The 18,879-nt window shown below is 67.4% G+C and carries 9 protein-coding genes; 8 read left to right on the plus strand and 1 reads right to left on the minus strand.

Going from position 1 to position 18,879, the window contains the following annotated elements:
• Positions 1 to 2: 2 nt before the first annotated feature.
• The 7 genes from drmD (at position 3) to FVS66_RS20945 (ending at position 15,534) form a co-directional block, all read left to right on the plus strand.
• Entirely contained in the window at positions 3 to 3,224 is a 3,222-nt protein-coding gene (drmD, locus tag FVS66_RS20915) for a DISARM system SNF2-like helicase DrmD (RefSeq protein WP_149182706.1), read from the plus strand.
• Positions 3,221 to 7,249, plus strand: a complete 4,029-nt coding sequence (locus FVS66_RS20920; RefSeq protein WP_149182707.1) for an Eco57I restriction-modification methylase domain-containing protein — start codon at positions 3,221 to 3,223, stop codon at positions 7,247 to 7,249. The genes drmD and FVS66_RS20920 overlap by 4 nt, the downstream gene beginning before the upstream one ends.
• On the plus strand, positions 7,246 to 10,977 hold the full coding sequence (gene drmA / locus FVS66_RS20925) for a DISARM system helicase DrmA (RefSeq protein ID WP_149182708.1): 3,732 nt from the start codon (positions 7,246 to 7,248) through the stop codon (positions 10,975 to 10,977). Before FVS66_RS20920 ends, drmA begins: the two co-directional genes overlap by 4 nt.
• The gene (gene drmB / locus FVS66_RS20930) at positions 10,974 to 13,001 is read left to right on the plus strand and encodes a DUF1998 domain-containing protein (RefSeq protein WP_149182709.1); all 2,028 of its coding nucleotides are present in this window, start codon (positions 10,974 to 10,976) and stop codon (positions 12,999 to 13,001) included. The genes drmA and drmB overlap by 4 nt, the downstream gene beginning before the upstream one ends.
• Positions 12,994 to 13,734 (plus strand): DISARM system phospholipase D-like protein DrmC, encoded by a 741-nt coding sequence (gene drmC / locus FVS66_RS20935; RefSeq protein WP_149182710.1) that lies wholly within the window; start codon positions 12,994 to 12,996, stop codon positions 13,732 to 13,734. The genes drmB and drmC overlap by 8 nt, the downstream gene beginning before the upstream one ends.
• A gap of 112 nt (positions 13,735 to 13,846) precedes the next feature.
• Complete coding sequence (locus tag FVS66_RS20940) at positions 13,847 to 14,953, plus strand: XRE family transcriptional regulator (protein ID WP_222946965.1); 1,107 nt, start codon at positions 13,847 to 13,849, stop codon at positions 14,951 to 14,953.
• Positions 14,950 to 15,534 carry a hypothetical protein gene (locus FVS66_RS20945; protein WP_149182711.1) on the plus strand — a complete coding sequence of 195 codons (585 nt, stop codon included), beginning with the start codon at positions 14,950 to 14,952 and terminating at the stop codon, positions 15,532 to 15,534. Before FVS66_RS20940 ends, FVS66_RS20945 begins: the two co-directional genes overlap by 4 nt.
• 395 nt (positions 15,535 to 15,929) lie before the next feature.
• Here FVS66_RS20945 and FVS66_RS20950 read toward each other — a convergent pair whose 3' ends face one another.
• Positions 15,930 to 16,958, minus strand: coding sequence for a restriction endonuclease (locus FVS66_RS20950; protein ID WP_149182712.1), 1,029 nt, complete (start codon positions 16,956 to 16,958; stop codon positions 15,930 to 15,932).
• Between the two features lie 491 nt (positions 16,959 to 17,449).
• On the opposite strand from FVS66_RS20950, the gene FVS66_RS20955 reads away from it, so the two are divergent.
• Positions 17,450 to 18,832 (plus strand): IS701 family transposase, encoded by a 1,383-nt coding sequence (locus FVS66_RS20955; protein ID WP_149180870.1) that lies wholly within the window; start codon positions 17,450 to 17,452, stop codon positions 18,830 to 18,832.
• The last annotated feature ends 47 nt before the right edge of the window (positions 18,833 to 18,879 follow it).

The following is an 18,879-nucleotide window of genomic DNA, read 5'->3' on the forward strand; positions in this document are numbered from 1 at the left end:
CGATGAAGGAGTCTCGTCAGGTGGCGACCGCTACGGAGTATCCGCAGGGCGCAGAGGGTGGCACCGAGCGGACTGTGGCGCTGCCGCCGGTTCCGGAACCGGGGCAGGTGGTGAAGGTTCGGGGCTCGACCTGGGCAGTGTCGGATGTCCGCCGGCAGGGTCTGCCGCGGAGCCCCGCTGATGAGGGAGTTCCAGGTCTCGCCCACGTCGTGAGTCTCCAGTCACTGGATGAGGACCGGCTTGGCCAGGAGCTGACCGTGGTCTGGGAGCTTGAGGTCGGGCACACGCTGCAGCCCGACCAGGGCCTGCCGGAGGCGGTGCGGCCGGACGCGTTCGATGACCCGAACACGCTGGCCGCTTTCGTGGACGCGGTGCGCTGGGGCGCGGTGACGTCGGCGGACGCGAACTCCTACCAGGCGCCCTTCCGCAGCGGTGCGAACGTCGAGGCGTACCAGCTCGAGCCGCTTCGCCGCGCGCTGCAGTCCTCCCGCACGAACCTCCTGCTCGCCGACGACGTTGGTCTGGGCAAGACCATCGAGGCGGGCCTGGTCGTACAGGAGCTGCTGCTGCGCCACCGGGCCCGGACCGTGGTCATCGTCTGCCCGCCGAGCCTGTCGCTGAAGTGGCAGGACGAGATGCGGGAGAAGTTCGGCCTGGACTTCGTGATCGTCAACAGCGAGCTGATGGCGAAGGTACGGCGCAGCCACGGGCTGAACGCGAACCCCTTCCGCCTGTTCCCGCGCGTGATCGTGAGCATGTCGTGGCTGCCGTCACTGCGGGCCCAGCGCCTGCTGCGCGACGTCCTTGCCGATGTCCGCAAGACATCGAGCGCCCGTCGGTTCGCCTTCGACGTGCTGGTGGTCGACGAGGCGCACCACGTGGCGCCGGCCAGCCCGACGACGGCACCGGGACAGCGCGGGTACGCGGTGGACAGTCACCGCACGACTGCCACGAAGAAGCTGGCGGAGGCGTGCGAGCACCGGCTGTTCCTGAGCGCCACGCCGCACAACGGCTACTCGGAGTCGTTCACCGCCCTCCTGGAGATGATCGACAGCCGACGATTCACCCGTGGCGCCGCCATCGACCAGAAGGCGCTGAAGGAGGTCCGCGTCCGGCGTCTGAAGAGCGAGCTGCCGGATAAGGGCTTCAAGCCGCGCAAGCTGAAGACGATTCCGTTCACGCCGTCCGAGGAGGAGCAGGAGCAGTTCGAGCGGCTGGCGCGGCTGCTGGCAGAGGCTGCCCGAGCCAAGGGCAAGGGAAAGGGCGGCGACATCGTCGCGATGCTGCTGAAGAAGCGCTTCCTTTCCAGCCCGTGGTCGTTCGCCCGGACCCTCGAACTGTACGAGGGAGCGGCGGTCGGCGACCGGCAGCTGGGGATGGACGAGGACGACTACTACACCGAAGTCCTCGGAAGCGGTCAGTCCGACGAGGAGGAAGGCGAGGCCGAGCACCCCGAGTTCACCGCGCTGCGGCACTCCAAGGGCGCGGACCCGCTGACCGCTGCGATCATCAGCGAGGCCGCCTCGCTGGTCGACTGGGGGCTCGGCTACGAGCACAAGCCGGACTCCCGACTGGAGGCCCTGGTGGCCTTCCTCGACGCGCACTGCCGTCCCGATGGCCGGACCTGGTCGAACGAGCGGGTCGTGGTGTTCACCGAGTACGCCGCCACACTCGACTGGATCGCCGGTGTTCTGCGGCAGCGTGGCTACAAGGACGTACTGGAGACGATCCAGGGATCGACCCCGGTCGAGCAGCGCGAGCTGATCCGTGCACGGTTCACGGAGAGCCCCGACAAGCACCCGGTGCGGGTGCTGCTCGCCACGGACTCCGCGGGGGAGGGCATCGACTTGCAGTCGCACTGCCATCGCCTGGTGAACTTCGACATCCCGTTCAACCCCTCCCGCCTGGAGCAGCGGATCGGCCGCATCGACCGGTACGGACAGACAAAGAACCCCGAGATCTACCACTTCAAGCCGTTGGCCTCCTCCTCGACCTACGCGGCCGACATGGAGTTCATGGCGATCATCGCGAGGAAGGTCGGGACGGCAACCCAGGATCTGGGGCAGGTGAACCAGGTCATCGACGCCGAGGTGCAAGAACACTTCAGCCCGACGGGCATCGCACGCAAGCCGCGTCCCACCGCACCGGACGACGGCGACGAGGCCATGAACGAGGCGCTGGCCGGAGGAGTCGAGCTGAACCGACAGCTCACCGAGCTGACCGACACATACGAAGAGCGCAAAGTGATCATGCACCTGACGCCGGCCAACGCGCGCCGTGTCGTGGACACCGCGCTCACCCTGGATGCCCAGCCACCGCTGGTGGAGATCGGTGACGAGGACACCGATGCTCAGGTGTTCGAGGTTCCGAGGCTGGGCCGCTCCTGGCAGCCGGCGCTCCGCGGCCTGGATACCCGTCTCGAACCGGGCGTTCCGCGGCCGATCACCTTCGACGACAAGGCGGCCCGGGGACGCACGGACCTCGTGCACATCCACCTCGGCCACGCCCTCATGCAGCGCGCCACCCGTACCCTGCGCGGCGCCCTGTTCAGCGTGGACGCGCCCGTCAACCGCGTGACCGCCGTCGTCACACCTGGCCTGCCCGAGTCCTGCGTCGCGGCCGTATCCCGGCTCGTACTCGTCGGCCGCGGCGGCCTGCGCCTGCACGAAGAGGTCTTCCTCACCGGCATCCGGCTGCGCGGCCAGGCGCTCGCCGAGTCCAAAGTCGAGCAGGTTCTCGACGAGACCCTCGACTCCGAGGACCTGGTCCTGGCCGATGACCAGGTACGCGCCCACCTCGCCACCCTGTGGCAGGACGACAGCGCGCGGCTGCGCACCCGGCTGCTGAAGGCGATGGAACGCAAGAGCGAGAGCCGCCAGGAGAAGGTCACCGAATCACTCAAGCGGCGCCAGGAGACCGACATCGCACGCGCCCGCGAGATCTTCGGCGCGTTCCGGGTCAACCTGCTGGAGTCCCGCGACCGGTTGGAGCAGGCAATCCGGGCCCAGGAGGAGGAGCTTCTGTTCACCGACGACCAACAGAAGCAACGCCGCCGGGACCTGCACCACATGAACGAGCGCCTGGAGAGCCTGGGCGACGAGGAAGCACGCGAGATCGCCTCGATCCGCGAGCGCTACAGCGACATCCGGCCGTACGTGTCGGCCGCCGCCGTCGTGTTCGCCCTGACCCCCGAAGACGCGAAGAACGGAGCGGTTGAGGCATGAGCAGGAAGTACGCCCCGACCACCGCCGACCTGCACCGCGCCTGGCTCGAACTGGTCGACTCCGACGGCCCGTTCCTCGCGGTCCCCGCGCTTGAGAGGGCCTGGCCCCAGGGCATTCCCCAGCCCGACGCCCGCGCGCTCGCAACCCTCAAGGACGCCAAGCCCGCCTTCGAGAAGGCATGGGAGCACTGGGACACCCACCAGGACGACGAGGCCGCCCTCGATCTGTACCGCGAGGCCCGCGACAGCTGGGTGGACCTCGTCCTGCGCCAGGGCCTGCGCTGGGCCACCTCCTACACCGTCCCCGCCCCGACAAACGCCGAGGTGCGCTCACCCGACTACACCGTCACCGTCCGCCCCGACGGTGCCCTCCTCCACGGCGAGACCGTCGGGGCCCTCGTCCTGGTCACCGACCCGGTCGACTCCCTGCGCGACCCGCTCACCGACGGCTGGTCCGCCAGCCCCATCGACCGCATGGAAGAGCTGCTGCGCACCTCCGGCGTGACCATCGGTGTGGTCACCGACGGCCGCTGGTGGGCGATCGTCAGCGCCCGCCCGCAGACCATGGTCGCCTCCGGCATCGTGGACGCCCAGACCTGGATCGAAGAACCCCAGGCCCGCAACGCCTTCATCGAGCTCCTCCAGCGCAAACGCCTGATCGGCGGCAAGCCCCAGGACCGGCTCACCGAGCTGTTCGGCGAATCGGTCACGGCAGCCGAGAAGATTACCGAAGCACTCGGTACCCAGGTCCGCCGCGCCGTCGAACTCATCGTCCAAGCCCTCTCCGAAGGCGGCCTGGACGCGGTACGCCGCGGAGAGCCCGACCCCCTGCCGACACGGCGCGGCGAGGTCTACGAGGCCGCCGTCACCGTCATGATGCGCGTCGTCTTCCTCCTCTTCGCCGAGGAACGCGGCCTGCTCCCCGAGAACCAGCTCTTCGCGATGGGCTACGGCGTCAGCGACGAACTCGACCAGCTCGACGCCCGGCAGAAGGAGGAAGGCGACCAGGCCCTCGACGCCACCTCCCTCACCTGGCACCGCCTCCTGGCCACCTCCCAGGCCCTCTACCGAGGAGCCACCTTCGAGGACCTGCGCCTGCCCGAATACGGCGGATCCCTCTTTGACCCCGCCCGCTTCCCTTTCCTCGCCGCGCGCAATTCCCAGGGCTCGCTGGCCATCATGGTCAGTGACCGCGTCATGCTCGAAGTGCTGCGCGCCGTCCAGATCGCCCAGCTGACCGGCGGCGCCCGCAGGATCTCCTTCCGCGACATCGACGTCGAACAGATCGGCTACATCTACGAGGGCCTACTCGGCTACTCCTGCGAGAACGTGGACGAGGTCGTCGTCGGCCTCACCGGCAGCGCCGGCTCCGAACCGGAGATCCCCCTCACCGCCCTCGAAACCCTTGCCGAGACCAAGCGCACGGAAGCCGCCCTCACCGACGCGATCCTGACCTGGGTCAAGCAGAACCAGCCGGCAGCCAAGCCATCCAGCAAGGCCGCCCTGACCAAGGCCCTCAAGACGGGCGACACACTCGACGACGCCGACATTGCCCTGCACGACCTCACCGACGACCCGAACCTGCGCGATCGGCTGCGCCCCTTCCTCAGCATCATCCGCCGCGACCTGCGCAACCGGCCCCTCGTGGTCGAGCCCGGCGGTGTCCTCCTGGTGGAAACCCCTTCACGGGCCTCGGCCGGCGCGCACTACACACCGCGCTCGCTCGCTGAGGAGGTCGTACAGCACGCCCTTGAACCGCTCGTCTATTCGCCCGGCCCGCACCAGACGGCCGACCAGGACGCGTGGCAGCCAATCTCCTCCGACGAGATCCTGGATCTGAGGATCGCCGACATCGCGTGTGGGTCGGGTGCCTTCCTGGTCGCCGCGGCCCGCTACCTGGCCGACCGGCTGGTCGAGGCGTGGCAGCGCGAGGGTGTGGCGTACGGACGGACTCCGCATGAGCTCCAGGTCCACGCCATAAGGACGGTCGTGGCCACCTGCCTGTACGGCGCGGACATCAACGGCATGGCCGTGGAGATGTGCAAGCTGTCACTGTGGCTGGTCTCCCTCGACCCCAAGCTGCCGTTCTCCTTCGTCGATGACAAGGTGCTCCACGGCAACGCACTGCTCGGCCTGACCAGCGCACGCCAGCTGCGCGACCTTCACATCAGGCCCGAGGCAGCCGACGAGCGGATCAGCATGTTCGCCCTCGACGTCGACGCCATCCTGGACAAAGCCGCCCGCCTGCGCCGCCAGCTGGCCACAGAGGTGAACGACAGCGACCCGCAGCGCTCCGCCGCTACCAAGCGGCGCCAGTGGCGGGAGTATCAGAAGATCACCGAACAACTCGCCGATGTAGCCGACGCCGTAATCGGCGCCGGGCTGAAGTGGGGCGGCAAACCAGGCAAGCAGCTGCGAGAGTCATACGAGAACCTGCGCATCGCGGTCGAGCTCGCCTACCCCGTCGGGGGCGACGAGCCGGACCGAACGATGCTCGACTCCATCCTCGAGTCTGGACTTACCCCCACGGTCACCACGGACTATGCGAGTTGGAAACCGCTGCACTGGATCCTCGCCGTGCCGGACATCATGGCGCGCGGCGGGTTCGACGCGATCATCGGCAACCCGCCGTTCCTGGGCGGGCAGAAGCTCACCGGGACGATGGGCACCAACGTCCGCGACTGGTTCGTCCACACCCTCGCGGGCGGACGAAAAGGCAGCGCCGACCTTGTGGCGTACTTCTTCCTGCGCGCCTACGAACTTCTCTCGCGACGAGGCGGGCTTGGCCTGATCGCGACGAATACGGTCGCCCAGGGAGACACCCGACAGGTTGGCCTCGGCCAGCTGGCCGCGAAGGGTTTCACGATCACCCAGTCGATCCAGAGCCGTTCCTGGCCAGCGGCCAGCGCCAACCTGGAGTACGCGGCAGTGTGGGGCAGCCGCGGTGCGGTGGACGCGGCGGTACCTCGGATCGCGGACGGGATCAAGGCGGAGCGGATCTCTACGCTGCTGGAGCCGGGCGGTCGTGTGGACGGCGACCCTGCGCGGCTGGCGGAGAACGACGGCGTTGCCTTCCAAGGGTGCATCGTTCTGGGCATGGGCTTCGTATTGGAGCCCGAGGAGGCGGCGAGGTGGATTGAGGCCGACCCGCGAAACGAGGACGTGCTGTTCCCGTATCTCAACGGTGAAGACCTCAACTCCCGCCCGGACAGCTCGGCTCCGCGATGGGTCATCGACTTCAACGACCGGTCGGAGGAGGCAGCCAAGGCGTACGAGCTGCCGTATCAGCGGATCCTGGAACAGGTGAAGCTGGAGAGGGCCAAGAACAACCGCAAGGTCTACAGGGACTACTGGTGGCAGTTTGGCGAGAAGCGCCCTGCGATGCGGGAGGCCATCACCGACCTAGACGAAGTGCTGGCGGTCGCGCGTGTCAGCAAGTCGGTAATGCCGCTGCGGATTCGGGCAGGGAATGTCCCCAGCGAGCAAGTCGTTGTTTTCGCCTGCGACTCGTACGCCGATCAAGCGGTGCTGTCTTCGTCGCTGCATCAGACATGGGCGGTCAAGTACGGCTCAACCTTGGAGACTCGTTTTCGATACACCCCTTCGGACGTGTTTGATACCTTCCCCCGTCCCAAGCGCACGGACTACGTCACCGGCATGGGACGCACTCTTGATACCGAGCGCCGCGAGATCATGCTCCGTCGGGATCTCAGTCTGACCAGGCTCTACAACCTGGTCAACGATCCCGATGTTGCTGATTCCGCAGACGCTGACGTTGCCCGTCTCCGTGAGATTCACGTCGAGCTGGACCAGGCTGTTATGGCTGCCTACGGTTGGGACGGTGTCCCGCTCGACCATGGCTTCCACACCTACCGTCAGATGGAGCGCTGGACGGTGAGCCCGACTGCCCGTGTGGAGATTCTGGACCGGTTGTTGGAGGAGAATCATCGTCGTGCCGCGATGCAGCGGGGTGTCGTGCTCACGGATGGCGAGAGCGAAGGCGACAAGGAAGAGGGCGACGAGTGACCACCGGACGCGCACAGCAGCCGCAGCAGCCCGCGGCCCCGCAGGACCAGGTGTACGGTCTCGCCCTCGACCCCGACGAGCGCTCCTGGACTGTCCGCGAGAACCTCGTCGACGTCCTGGAGCGTGAGCTTCTCGGCCCGGCCGGCGGCCCCGAGGAGATCCTCGAGGGTGTGCCGGACTCGGCGTACCTGGTGGGCCGGATCGCCCCGGTCCGGCTCACCGTCGGCCAGGACAACCCCACCCAGACGGACTCCGGCGACGCCGCGAGCGATGTCGGTGACGCTGTGGACGCCGCCGAGAGCCGGGGCGTGCCCGTGACTGCGGTGGACGAGAGCAGCGCGGGCGCGGATGAGGACGAGGTCGAGGACCAGCCGCAGAAGCGCGGGCTGATGATCCCGGCGTCCATGGGCCTGCGCTGTCAGGTCCCGAACGACCTCGACGCGTTCACCGTGACCGCCTCGTGGGGCACGTACGAGCCGGTGAAAGAGAAGAAGGGGGAGGGCGGGGAGCCCGTCTCGAATCTTCGCCGCTACCAGCGCAAACCGCACGAGATCAGCACCACGATCACAGTCGCCGACCTCACGCCCTCCCGCACGACCACGTTCGTGCTGAAGGACAAGATCGTGCTGCGCGTGGACCGCTATGACGACGCCGAGCGCGGGTGCCGTCTGATCGAGATCGCGTTGTGCAACGACCGGGAGACGCCCCGCAAGATCCCGGTGGAGGCATGGCTCTATCAGACCAAGCTGGAAGTCTCGGCGGCGGGCGGAGTGGCGGTATTCCTGCCGGTTAACGACGTCCTGCTGGACACCCGCGAGGAGCCGGACGACGAGCTGCGTCGCCTGCGGCTCCAGTACCGCAACCGGCTGGAGTTCGCGGTCGGGCGGACCTGCTCGGTGGACTGGGAAGTGGCCAAGGACGCACGCAAGGCCAGCAGCGTGTGGACGACGTGGCTGCCGACCTGCGAGACGCCGCAGACGGCGGCCGAGGAGATCGCCGCGGCCCTGCTCGACATGCGCAAGCTGGAGGAGGCCACCCCCGACGAGCTGCGTGCCGGCCTTCTGCCCATCGTTGAGGGCTACCGTTCCTGGCTGGATGGGGAGGAGGAGCGCGCCAAAGCGCTGCCCGAGCACCTCCGCCAGGAGGGTCTCGACGCGGTCGAGGAAGCACGCAAGGTGCAGCGGCAGCTCGCGGAGGGACTGAAGTACCTTCTGGCCGACGAGGAGGCACTGCTCTGCTTCCGGTTCATGAACCGCGTGATGGCCGACCAGCGTATCCAGTCCCAGGTCGCTCAGAGGCGCGCGAACCAGTCCGAGGACAGCCGGCAGAGCCTCCATGAAGCCCGCGACGCCGTCCTGGAGCAGGGACCCGGTGCGCACTCCTGGCGTACCTTCCAGCTCGCCTTCGTCCTGATGCAGCTGCCGCTGCTGTCGGACCCGGCGGCCGAGAAGCGTTCCGGTGATCTGGCCAAGGCGCAGCTGCTCTTCTTCCCCACCGGTGGTGGCAAGACGGAGGCATACCTGGGCCTGGCCGCCTACACCTTCGCTATTCGGCGCCGGCAGGGTGTAGTGGATGCGTTCGACGGGCCTCTGGACGGCCACTCAGGTGTGGCCGTGCTGATGCGGTACACGCTGCGGCTGCTGACCGCCCAGCAGTTCCAGCGTGCCACCACGCTGGTGTGCGCGGCGGAGCGGGCCCGGATGGCGGACCCGGCGACCTGGGGCGACGAGCCGTTCCGTATCGGACTCTGGGTCGGTACGGATGTGAGCCCGAAGCGGTACGACGAGGCGGCCGAGCAGCTACAGAAGGCCAATCAGGGCCGCGGCTACCGGCTCACGGTCCTGCAGATCCAGCGCTGCCCGTGGTGCGGCACCCGGATCGAGGCCCGGGACGTGCGGGCAGACGGGGCCCGGCGCCGGGTGTACGTGTACTGCGGCGACGAGCTGGCCGAGTGCCCGTTCTCCGACGGCGGCGAGGTCCCCGAAGGACTGCCGGTCCTGACCGTCGATGAAGAGATCTACCGGCTCGCTCCTGCCTTCGTAATCGCCACAGTCGACAAGTTCGCCCGCCTCGCGCGCGAGGGCGAGGCGGCGTCACTGTTCGGGTATGTCTCGCGGCGCTGCGAGCGCCACGGCCTGGTGCACCCGGACTATGCGCACTGCGACATCAAGGATGGCAGCAAGCATCCGCGCAAGGACGGTCTACCGGCCGCCGCCGTGCACCCGGCGACCCGGCTGCGCCCCCCGGACTTGATCATTCAGGACGAACTGCACCTGATTACCGGGGCGCTCGGCACGACGGTGGGCCTGTTCGAAGTGGCCATTGACCTGATGACCGACTGGCGCACCAAGGACGGAGGCCGAGCCCGACCGCTGCTGGTCGCCTCCACGGCGACCGCCCGCAACGCGCCCGAGCAGGTGCGGGCCCTGTACGGGCGGGACGTCACCATCTTCCCGCCCCAGGTGCTGGACGCCGGCAACACCTTCTTCTCCAAGGAGATCGAAGCCTCCGAGACCGCGCCGGGCCGACGCTACGTCGGGATCAGCACGACCGGCGTGCGTCTGACCACGGCGGAGATCCGCGTCGCCGAGGTCCTCATGGCGGGTGGGCAACTGCTGATCGACCGCTCGGGCAAGGCGGCCGACCCGTACATGACCCTGGTCGGCTACTTCAGCGCGACCCGTGAACTGGCCGGTATGGCCCGTTACATGGGCGACGACATCCAGACCGCGCTGGCGAAGGGCCGCCCTTGGTCCAAACTGCCCCGCCGGACCGGCGCCGAGTTCGGGACGCTGAACGTGGCCGAGCTGACCTCACGGGTGTCCAGCGCCGAGATCACCTCCACTCTGGACCAGATGGCGTTGCCGTTCGACCCCGGCTTCGACTCCACCGCCGGCAAGCGGAACCGGCGCGCCCTGCGGGAGGCGAAGGCTCGCGCGCCCGAACGGGAGGTGAACCCGTACGACGTGGTCCTGGCGACCTCCATGCTCCAGGTCGGCGTCGACGTGACCCGGCTCGGACTGATGCTGGTGGTCGGCCAGCCGAAGAACACGGCCGAGTACATCCAGGCATCCTCCCGAGTCGGCCGCGACGGGGACCGGCCCGGCCTGGTCGTCTCCCTCGGCAACTGGGCGAGGCCCCGCGACCTCGCCCACTTCGAGGCGTTCCGGCACTACCACGAGACGTTCTACGCCCAGGTTGAGGCGCTGTCCGTGACGCCGTTCTCGGTGACCTCTCTGGAGCGCGGCCTCGACGGCGTGCTCGTCAGCGCGGCCCGCGTACTGCAGGCCGTACGTACCCGTGGGCTGTCACCGGAGGACGGCGCGGCCCGGATCGAGTCCGAACGGCACTTCGCCGTGGAGCTCATCGAGGCCCTGGTGCGCCGGGTCGCCTCTGCCGGGGACGAGGACGCGGCCCAGCGGGCCCGGCAGCGTCTGGAGAACCGGTTGGATCAGTGGGGCAAGCGCCGCAAACACCTCGAGGAGCTGCGCAAGGCGCTGGTCTACGAGAAGGTCGTGGACGACAGTCGGCACGACGCGCTCATCATGAGCGCGGAGAACGCCAAGTCCCGTATCGACACCCGCGACGCGCCGCCGTTCATCGTGGCCAACTCGATGCGTGAGGTACAGCCGGAGATCAACCTCCTGGTGAGCCCGATCAAGGAACGACTGGTGTACATCGCACCTGTCAACGCGCCCCAGTGGGTGATGCCGGAGGAGAAGTCATGACCGAGGAGACGCGTTTCCTCTACGACGCGACGAAGGCCGTCGACCCGCTCGGCGACCTGGAGGAGGAAGCCGAGAAGCAGGCCAAGCACAACCGTGCCAAGGTCGGCTCGGCCCGCCCCTCCTCCCTGCTCTACACCTACGGCCCTGGGTCGATCATGGATCTGCCGCAGTTCACGGTCATGCCCACCGGCCTGGACGACTGGGAACGGATCTGGCGTCGACGCGACTCCTTGCCGCCGACGATCCACGCGCCGCGGCTGCGGGAAGTCGTCCGGATGATGCTGCGCTCGCCCGATGTGCAGCTGCGTCCGCACCCCTGGCAGCCGAAGAAGAACAGCCGCTCCGCCGAGGGCAACGACCTCGGTGTGCCGGCGCGCGTGTTCCCTCAGTGGCTGCGGTGCACCGGCTGCGACATGCTCGGGATGCTCTCCCAGTTCGACTACAAGAACACCCACCCGTTCCGTACGGACCTGGCCACCTTCGAGCACACCAAGTGCACTGGGCGGTCCGGGAACCGCAGCCGTAAGCCGATGCGACGCACCGCGGTCCCCGCCCGATATCTACTGGCGTGCGCCGACGGGCACCTGGACGAGTTCCCGTATGAGCTGTGGGTGCACCACGGACAGCCGTGCAGCCAGGCCGAGGTCCCGCCGCTGAAGATGGTCGACCGGACGGCAGGCAAGGGTGCATCAGCCGTCATCGAATGCGCGGCCTGCGACATGCGGCGACCGATGAACGAGGCCCAGAGCGAGAGCGGCAAGGACAAGCTGCCCAAGTGCCGAGGCCGGCACCCACACCTGGATGCCTTCGAGCCCAGGGGCTGCGGGATTGACACGAAGCTCATGCTGGTCGGCGCTTCCAACCTGTGGTTCCCCGCAACCCAGTCGATCATCGTGATGCCCGAATCCCAGCAGGAGAAGGCCAGCGATCTCGCCGACCGGATCCGCACCACACTCGCCGACAAGCTGCACAAGTACCGGCAGCACCTCGACATGATCCGGGACCTGCTCGACGACCGGGTGGATGTCACCGGCCTGTCCGACCACGAGCTGGAAGCGGCCGTCGAAGCCGCCTGCGCCCCACCGGCCACGCCAGAGGAACAGGAAGAGCAGATCCGCGACTGGGACCCGGTCGACCTGCTGGTGCCCGAATGGCGCTACCTGTTGCCGGATATCCTCGGAACCCGGGTCGAAGACCCCAAGAGCGGCCTTACCCTGGCCACTCGCCAACGAGGCGAGGAGCTCCAGCCCGAGATCACCCGCGTCCTGGCCGTCGAGAAGCTCCGCAAGGTCAACGCGCTCGTCGGCTTCACGCGGATCGACGACATGGACCGTGTCGGAGACCTCCCGCGCCGCCTGGCGCCCCTGACACGTACGCCCCGCCCGACATGGACGGTGGCGACCGAGGACCGCGGCGAAGGCATCTTCCTCCAGCTCGACGAAGACCGCGTTGCGGCCTGGGAGACGCGCATCCTGGACACCGACCTCTGGCAGGCACACCGAGCCGCGCACCACAGGAACTTCGAGCGACGGTTCTCCGAGACAGCAGTCCATGTCAACCCCGACAGCCGGCTCAAGCCACCGCGCTACTGGCTCGTCCACACCTTCGCCCACATCCTGATCCGCGAACTCGCCCTCACCTGCGGCTACTCCGCCGCCAGCCTCAGTGAACGCCTATATGCGTGGCCCACCGCCGAAGGGCGCGAGCCCGCGGCCGGACTTCTCATCTGCACCACCGCGTCCGACAGCGACGGCACCCTCGGCGGCCTGGTCCAGCTCAGCGAACCCACCCGGCTCCAACGAGTCGTCGCCGGCGCCCTCCACAAGGCCCGCCGCTGCTCCTCCGACCCCATCTGCTCCATGCGCACCCCCCAGACGCCCGAGGACTTCCTCCACGGCGCCGCATGCCACTGCTGCGTCATGGCCTCGGAAACCTCCTGCGAGCGCGCCAACCGCTTCCTCGACCGCCGCTTCCTCATCGACCTGCCCGGGAGCAACTTCGGGTACTTCTCGGCCCATGAGTGAATCCGACGCCGCCCGACGCCTCGGTCAGCTTCTCACCAGAACCGAGGCCAAAGGCGTCGCCGACCGACTCGCCGACGGCGACACGCTCACCACCGCGCTCAAGGTGATCGCCGTCGGCCACCGGGCAGAGGTCCGCACCCTGCTGCAAGCGGTCGTCACCGGACCAGGAGCAGCACTCCAGCTCATCCCGCTCCTGCGCGCCGTAGAGGGAGCGCGCACGCTGCCCACGACGCTCACTCCCCTGTGGACCATGCCCGGGCACCTCGTCCAGAGCGGGCCGCTCACCACCTCCGTCTCCTACCTCGTAGACAACGCGCGCCACACAGTGACCTGCTCCACCTTCAACTTCCAGCGCACCTCCGGCCTGTGGACCGCCCTGCGGAAGGCCGCCCAGCGGTCCGAGGTCGCCGTACGCGTCTACGTGGATACCAGGGCCGCAGACGACAGAGCGGCGTACCGGGCACCCACCACCACGGAGGTCGCCGAGCACCTGAGACCCGCCGCGGTGTGGCGGACCAAGACCTTCGACGGAACCCAGGTCCGCAACCACGCCAAATTCCTCGCCATCGACCACCACCTACTCCTCGTGACCAGCGCCAACTTCTCGTGGAGCGCGGAGAACAACAACGTCGAATTCGGTGTCCTCATCGACAACCCAACGCTCACCGACACCGTCGAGCGGGAGATGAGCGAGGCGGAAGGCACCCTGTATGAGCAGGTAAGGGTCAGATAGGGCCAGACCGTCACAACTCCTGCACCGAGTCGTAGCCGGTTCCCGCTCCGACCTGGGAGATCGCCCACGATGCGGCTTGTGAACTGCGCAGACGGCGGACTACTGTCCACGAGTGTCCAGCATCTCCGATCGCGTGAGAAGCCTGATCGACCAATCGGGCTTGAGCCTCCACGACTTCGCCGACCAGGTCGACCTCGACGCCGAGCAGCTCACTGAGTGCCTCAGCGGCACGAGCCCCTTCTCAGCCGTCGACCTCGCGGTCATTGCCGATGAATTCCACGTCTCCATGGACTGGCTGCTCACCGGAGCCGAACCCCCGCTAGCCGTGGCAGCGAGAACCACCACGGGAAAGGCAGCCGAAGCCCTGGCAGCCGCCCGGGACTACGTTGCCCGGCGCGCCGATCTGGACAGGCTCGGCTATCCGCAGCCCTGGCGGCCCGTCTCCCCGCCACCGCGTTCCCGCAATAGCTACGCCGCCCAGGGCGAGGCACTGGCGAAATCAGCTCTGAGGGTGCTGGAGCGCCAGGGGCGATCAGTGACCCAGGGCAGCCTGCCGGACCTGATCGAGGTGGTCTTCGGAGCCGATGTTGCTGTCGCGCAGCTGGGTTCCGGCTTTGACGGCCTCGCTGCCATGGGCCAAGGAGCCAAGCTCATCCTCCTGAGTACGGCATCCAACCCGGCACGTCAGCGCTTCACCCTCGCCCATGAGCTCGGGCACCTCTTCGCCGACGACGACCAAGACGTCCACCTCGATCGCGATATCTTCGACCGGGCCCAGAAGAACGATCCGAGCGAGCAGCGAGCGAACGCCTTCGCCTCCGTCTTCCTACTGCCCGAGCAAACCCTGCGCGCAGCGGTCGGCGCCGCGAGGCTGACCCGGGAAGGTTTTGGCACGCTGTGCTGTGACTTCATGGTCAGCCCTGAGACCCTGGCCTACAGACTGCTCAATCTGCGTGTGATCGACGCCGGCGCTTGTGACTACTACAAGCGCATGACCGTCCGCGAGGCCGCGATCGTCGCCGGTCGTGAAGAGGAACTCGACCGGCGAGTTGCGGCCTCGGAGGGGAAGAGGCTCCCTGGACTCCTTGTACGCGACACACGCGCTGCCTATGAGGCCGGCAAGACGACCTTGCGTCCGTACGCATCGCTGCTCGGCGTCGGCGTCGACGACCTCAGAGACCAGCTTGCGTCCGAACGGGACAACGGCGGTGCCGTATGACCGACTTCCTGTTCCCGGACAACACCGTCTTGTGCAACTTCGCCGCCGTCGAACGGCTCGATCTGCTGCGCGCGGTCCTGGACGGCCGCGGCAGGTGGACCGAGGCTGTGGCACGCGAGGCTCGTAAGTCGGCGCAACAGCTTCCTCCCCTGCACGACCTGAGACAGCAGGGCTGGCTTGGCAAAGCAATCCGAGTCGCTGGCCCGGACGACGTGCAGAACGTCCAGCACCTCCGCACGGCCGTGTTCGGTGGCCAGGCCGACAGGCAACAGCAGCACCTTGGCGAGGCTGTGACCTGTCATATCATCCAAAATTGGCCCCAGTTCTCCGGTGCATGGTGGATATCGGACGACAAATCCGCGCTGGAGTATGCAACCGGACAGGGCATCATGACAGCGGAGACGCTCGACATGATGCAGCTGGCTGTGAAGGCGGGGTTCGTCACGGCGGAGGACGGCTTCGCCCTGATGCAGAAGATGCGCCAACTGGACCGCTATCCGCGGCTTCCCCGGGCCGTCGCCGACCTCACAGCGCTCTCCTGGTCGATTGCTGAACTTCTCCCAGGGCAAAGCGACGGCTAGGCAACCACGCGCGCCGCCCAGCGGACGTCTCCCCACTCCGCCGGCCCGGCTGGCAAGAGGGTCGGTCAAAAGTGAAGTCTCACCTGCTCAGTTCCTCAGCGAGCCATGGGAGAGGGGCAGCTCGAGCCGCGCTGTGCCGACCGCTGTGCTCCGGCGAGGAGGTCCCACTGCCGCATGTACCCAGAGCTGATGCTCAACGCCCCAGGTGTACGCCCCGCCTCGGGTCGGCCGCAGCGCTCTGATCAGTGCGGCCTCTGTCTTGCGGCCGTCCCATCCCTGGCCTTGGTAGAGATCAGGGCCCTGCTCAACGGATGGCCGGTGGGCTTCTGGTACCTGTCAACGGGAGTGCGCCTGGGGGCTCGTCGACGCGCCCCCTCCAGCCATGCACGCGCTCGTCAATAGCCCCATGGGCCAAATGGTTCGGGGCGTACTTTCTTGTAGAAGGTGTAGTGGTCTGGGTCATACGAATCACTGTGACGTGACACGCTGCGCGCTCTGATGAGGAAGTCGATGTCTACACCCATCATTGTGTCGGATTGGTCGAAGACTTTCACAAGGTGCTTTGCATAACGTCGCATTGAGGGCTCCGAGATAGCGGGATCGTCGGCAAGACGTTCATGGAGATAGTCGAGCTGCCAGTAGAGTCGCGTGTACCTGTCGTCGTAGTAGACCGCCCGCGGCCGTAGCTCATCCCTCTCGGGGAGTTGTACGGACTCGATGAGGTCAAAGCAGTCGTCCATGATTGATGTATGTAGGCGACTGCCATCGCGATTCGCGAACTTGATGTAGTAGCCCCGAGTCACTCCGGTGAACTCGTTAGATTCGCCGGTGTTGATGATTCGCCAACCTCCCGCGCTCTTCGGTAGGAAGCGCTGAGCGATGGGCCATCCCTTCTCGGTATCAAGGGCGCGTTCTATATCGGCGCTGTCCCAGACATGCACAGGGATGCCCTTGTTCCGCTCGATGGCTTCCAGACGTGTGACCACGGCGCTGGACGGCTGTGTGGAGCAGGCCAACAGGTATCCCTGGGCTTGATGCTGAGTCACCGCGTCAATGATGCCGCCGTCCGCTCCTATGTCATCGAGTCCGACGGATCTGCCCATGCCTCCGTTGGCGTGCGCCATGTGCTTGCAAGAGACGAGCCAATAGCGGATTTTCCCGCCCAGAAGTGGGGATCCTGGTTCCTCAAGGAGGAGATCCCGTCCTCCGTCAGGACCCCTGCCGGACCAGCGTGCCTTGAAGCCCAAGAGCATAGCCACGTCACGCACGAGCAGTTCGAACCCTTCGCCATCCTTTGGGAGTTCTGTGAAGTCAAGCAAATCCTTTTCCCTATCTATCGCCGATTTGACCTCTCGCCGGGTCAGGGTACTCGTTGCTCGGTCGATGGCTCCGAGCGGCTGTGGCCTGGTGGTGAGGTGGCCCATCGTGGTTTTCTTGTCGGAGGCTTGGGTGTGCGGGTTGCCGCGTCCGCGCTTTGGATCGCTAGGCAATTCCGGAAGTGGGTACCGAACTCATCAGAAAGCTGGAGCACCTGCGGCGTAGGTGGAACATCAGACTCAGTTATAGACTCGGCCGTGGATTGCGATCCGTGGGTGCGGGACTAAACATAAACTCGACACCGCTTGCTGGCTGTTGGCTACCCTGAACAAGGGCTCCCGACAAACTCAAGGGAACCAAGTGGCGTTACCGGCCAGCTGGTTACGGTTGGTGGCCTCCTGCGCGATACGGCGGCCCGATAACAGGACCGCATGTGTCTTCTGTCTCAGTCTGGGGGGGAGCCAGGCCGTAAGCGTGTGGGCGCGTTCACCGGAGATGGGCTGGCCCGGTACTCCAGTCGCACTTCGTGATCTGACGGGGCGACGGGTGACGTGGGGGCGCCGGGGCATGGGCGAGGCCCCCTGTTGATCATGGTGTTGTGACGCAACATGAAGATCAGGGGGCCTCTGCCGTCAGCATAGATCCCTCGCTGTTCCAGGAGAAGTTCGACGAGCTCGCCGCCGAACTGGCACCGCTGTTCGCCCGCCGTGAGCCGCGGGCGCACGCTGCGGCGTACGTGCGCGGCCTGCTGGCCGATCTGCCACGCAAGAACTGCTGGACCCTGTCCGAGCAGGCCGGAGCGGCGCGCGCGTTCGGGATGCAACGCCTGCTCTACCAGGCGGTGTGGGACGAGGAGGCCGCCCGCGACGCGGTGCGGCGCTTCGCCGTGCGCCACCTGGCCGCGCCCGGCGCGGTGCTGGTCTTCGACGAGACCGGCCAGGAGAAGAAGGGCAGCGTCACCGCCGGCGTCGGCCGCCAGTACACCGGCACGACCGGGCAGGTCAGCAACGCCGTGGTCGCGGTGTACTGCACCTACGCCAGCGCCCTGGGGCACTGCCTGATCGACGGCGACCTGTACGTCCAGGAGCACTGGACCAAGGACCCCGACCGATGCGAACGCGCGGGACTGGGACGGGACTTCACCTTCCACACCAAGACCGCGATCGCCCTGGAACAGGCCCGCCGCGCGGTGGCCGCGGGGCTGGTCATCGACTGGGCAGCCGGGGACGAGGTCTACGGCCGCAGCACCAAGCTGCGGGGCTTCTTCGAGGAGCAGGGCATCGGCTACGTCTTCGCCGTCGGCGTCAACTTCCAGGTGCCCACCAGCGTCGGACCGATCCGGGCCGACCTGCTCGCGGCGAAGAAGATCCCCAAGCGGGCGTGGAACCGGATCTCGTGCGGACAGGGCGCCAAGGGCCCGCGTGTCTACGACTGGGCCCAGGTCGCCACCAGCAGCCCCCGGCATCATCTGCTGGTCCGACGCTCCCTCGCCGACCCCACCGACCTGGCCTTCTTCTACGCGTATGTGCCCGAGGGCCGGTCGATGGCCCTGCCCGGCCTGGTCAAGATCGCCGGAATCAGATGGGCGGTGGAAGAAGACTTCGCCGACGGGAAGGACGCGGTCGGACTGGACCACACCCAGGCCCGGCGCTACCGCTCCTGGCGCCGGCACATCGTGCTCGCCATGGCCGCGCTCGCCCTGCTCGCCGTGATCTCCAGCCTGGACCGGCGCGTGCACCCGGCCCCGGTCCTGCCCGCCGACGGCGAGGCTGAACCACCCGAGGACTTCGGCCAGATCGCCCTGACCGTCCCGGAGGCCCGCCGCCTGTTCCAGCTCTTCACAGCCCTTCTGCGGGACCTGCCCACCACCCTCGCGGCCCGCCGCATGGCCTTCCACCTGCAATGGTCCGCCTGGCGACGCCGCCACCAAGCCCGCTCCCGCTGGCACCACTACAAGAAACGCCTTGCCGCCCTCGCATGACCTCCAGGCTCCACTGCCCCTCAGATCACAAAGTGCGACTGGAGTAC

Origin of the sequence: Streptomyces sp. TRM49041, assembly GCF_008271805.1 — a bacterium.
Lineage (GTDB): Bacteria > Actinomycetota > Actinomycetes > Streptomycetales > Streptomycetaceae > Streptomyces.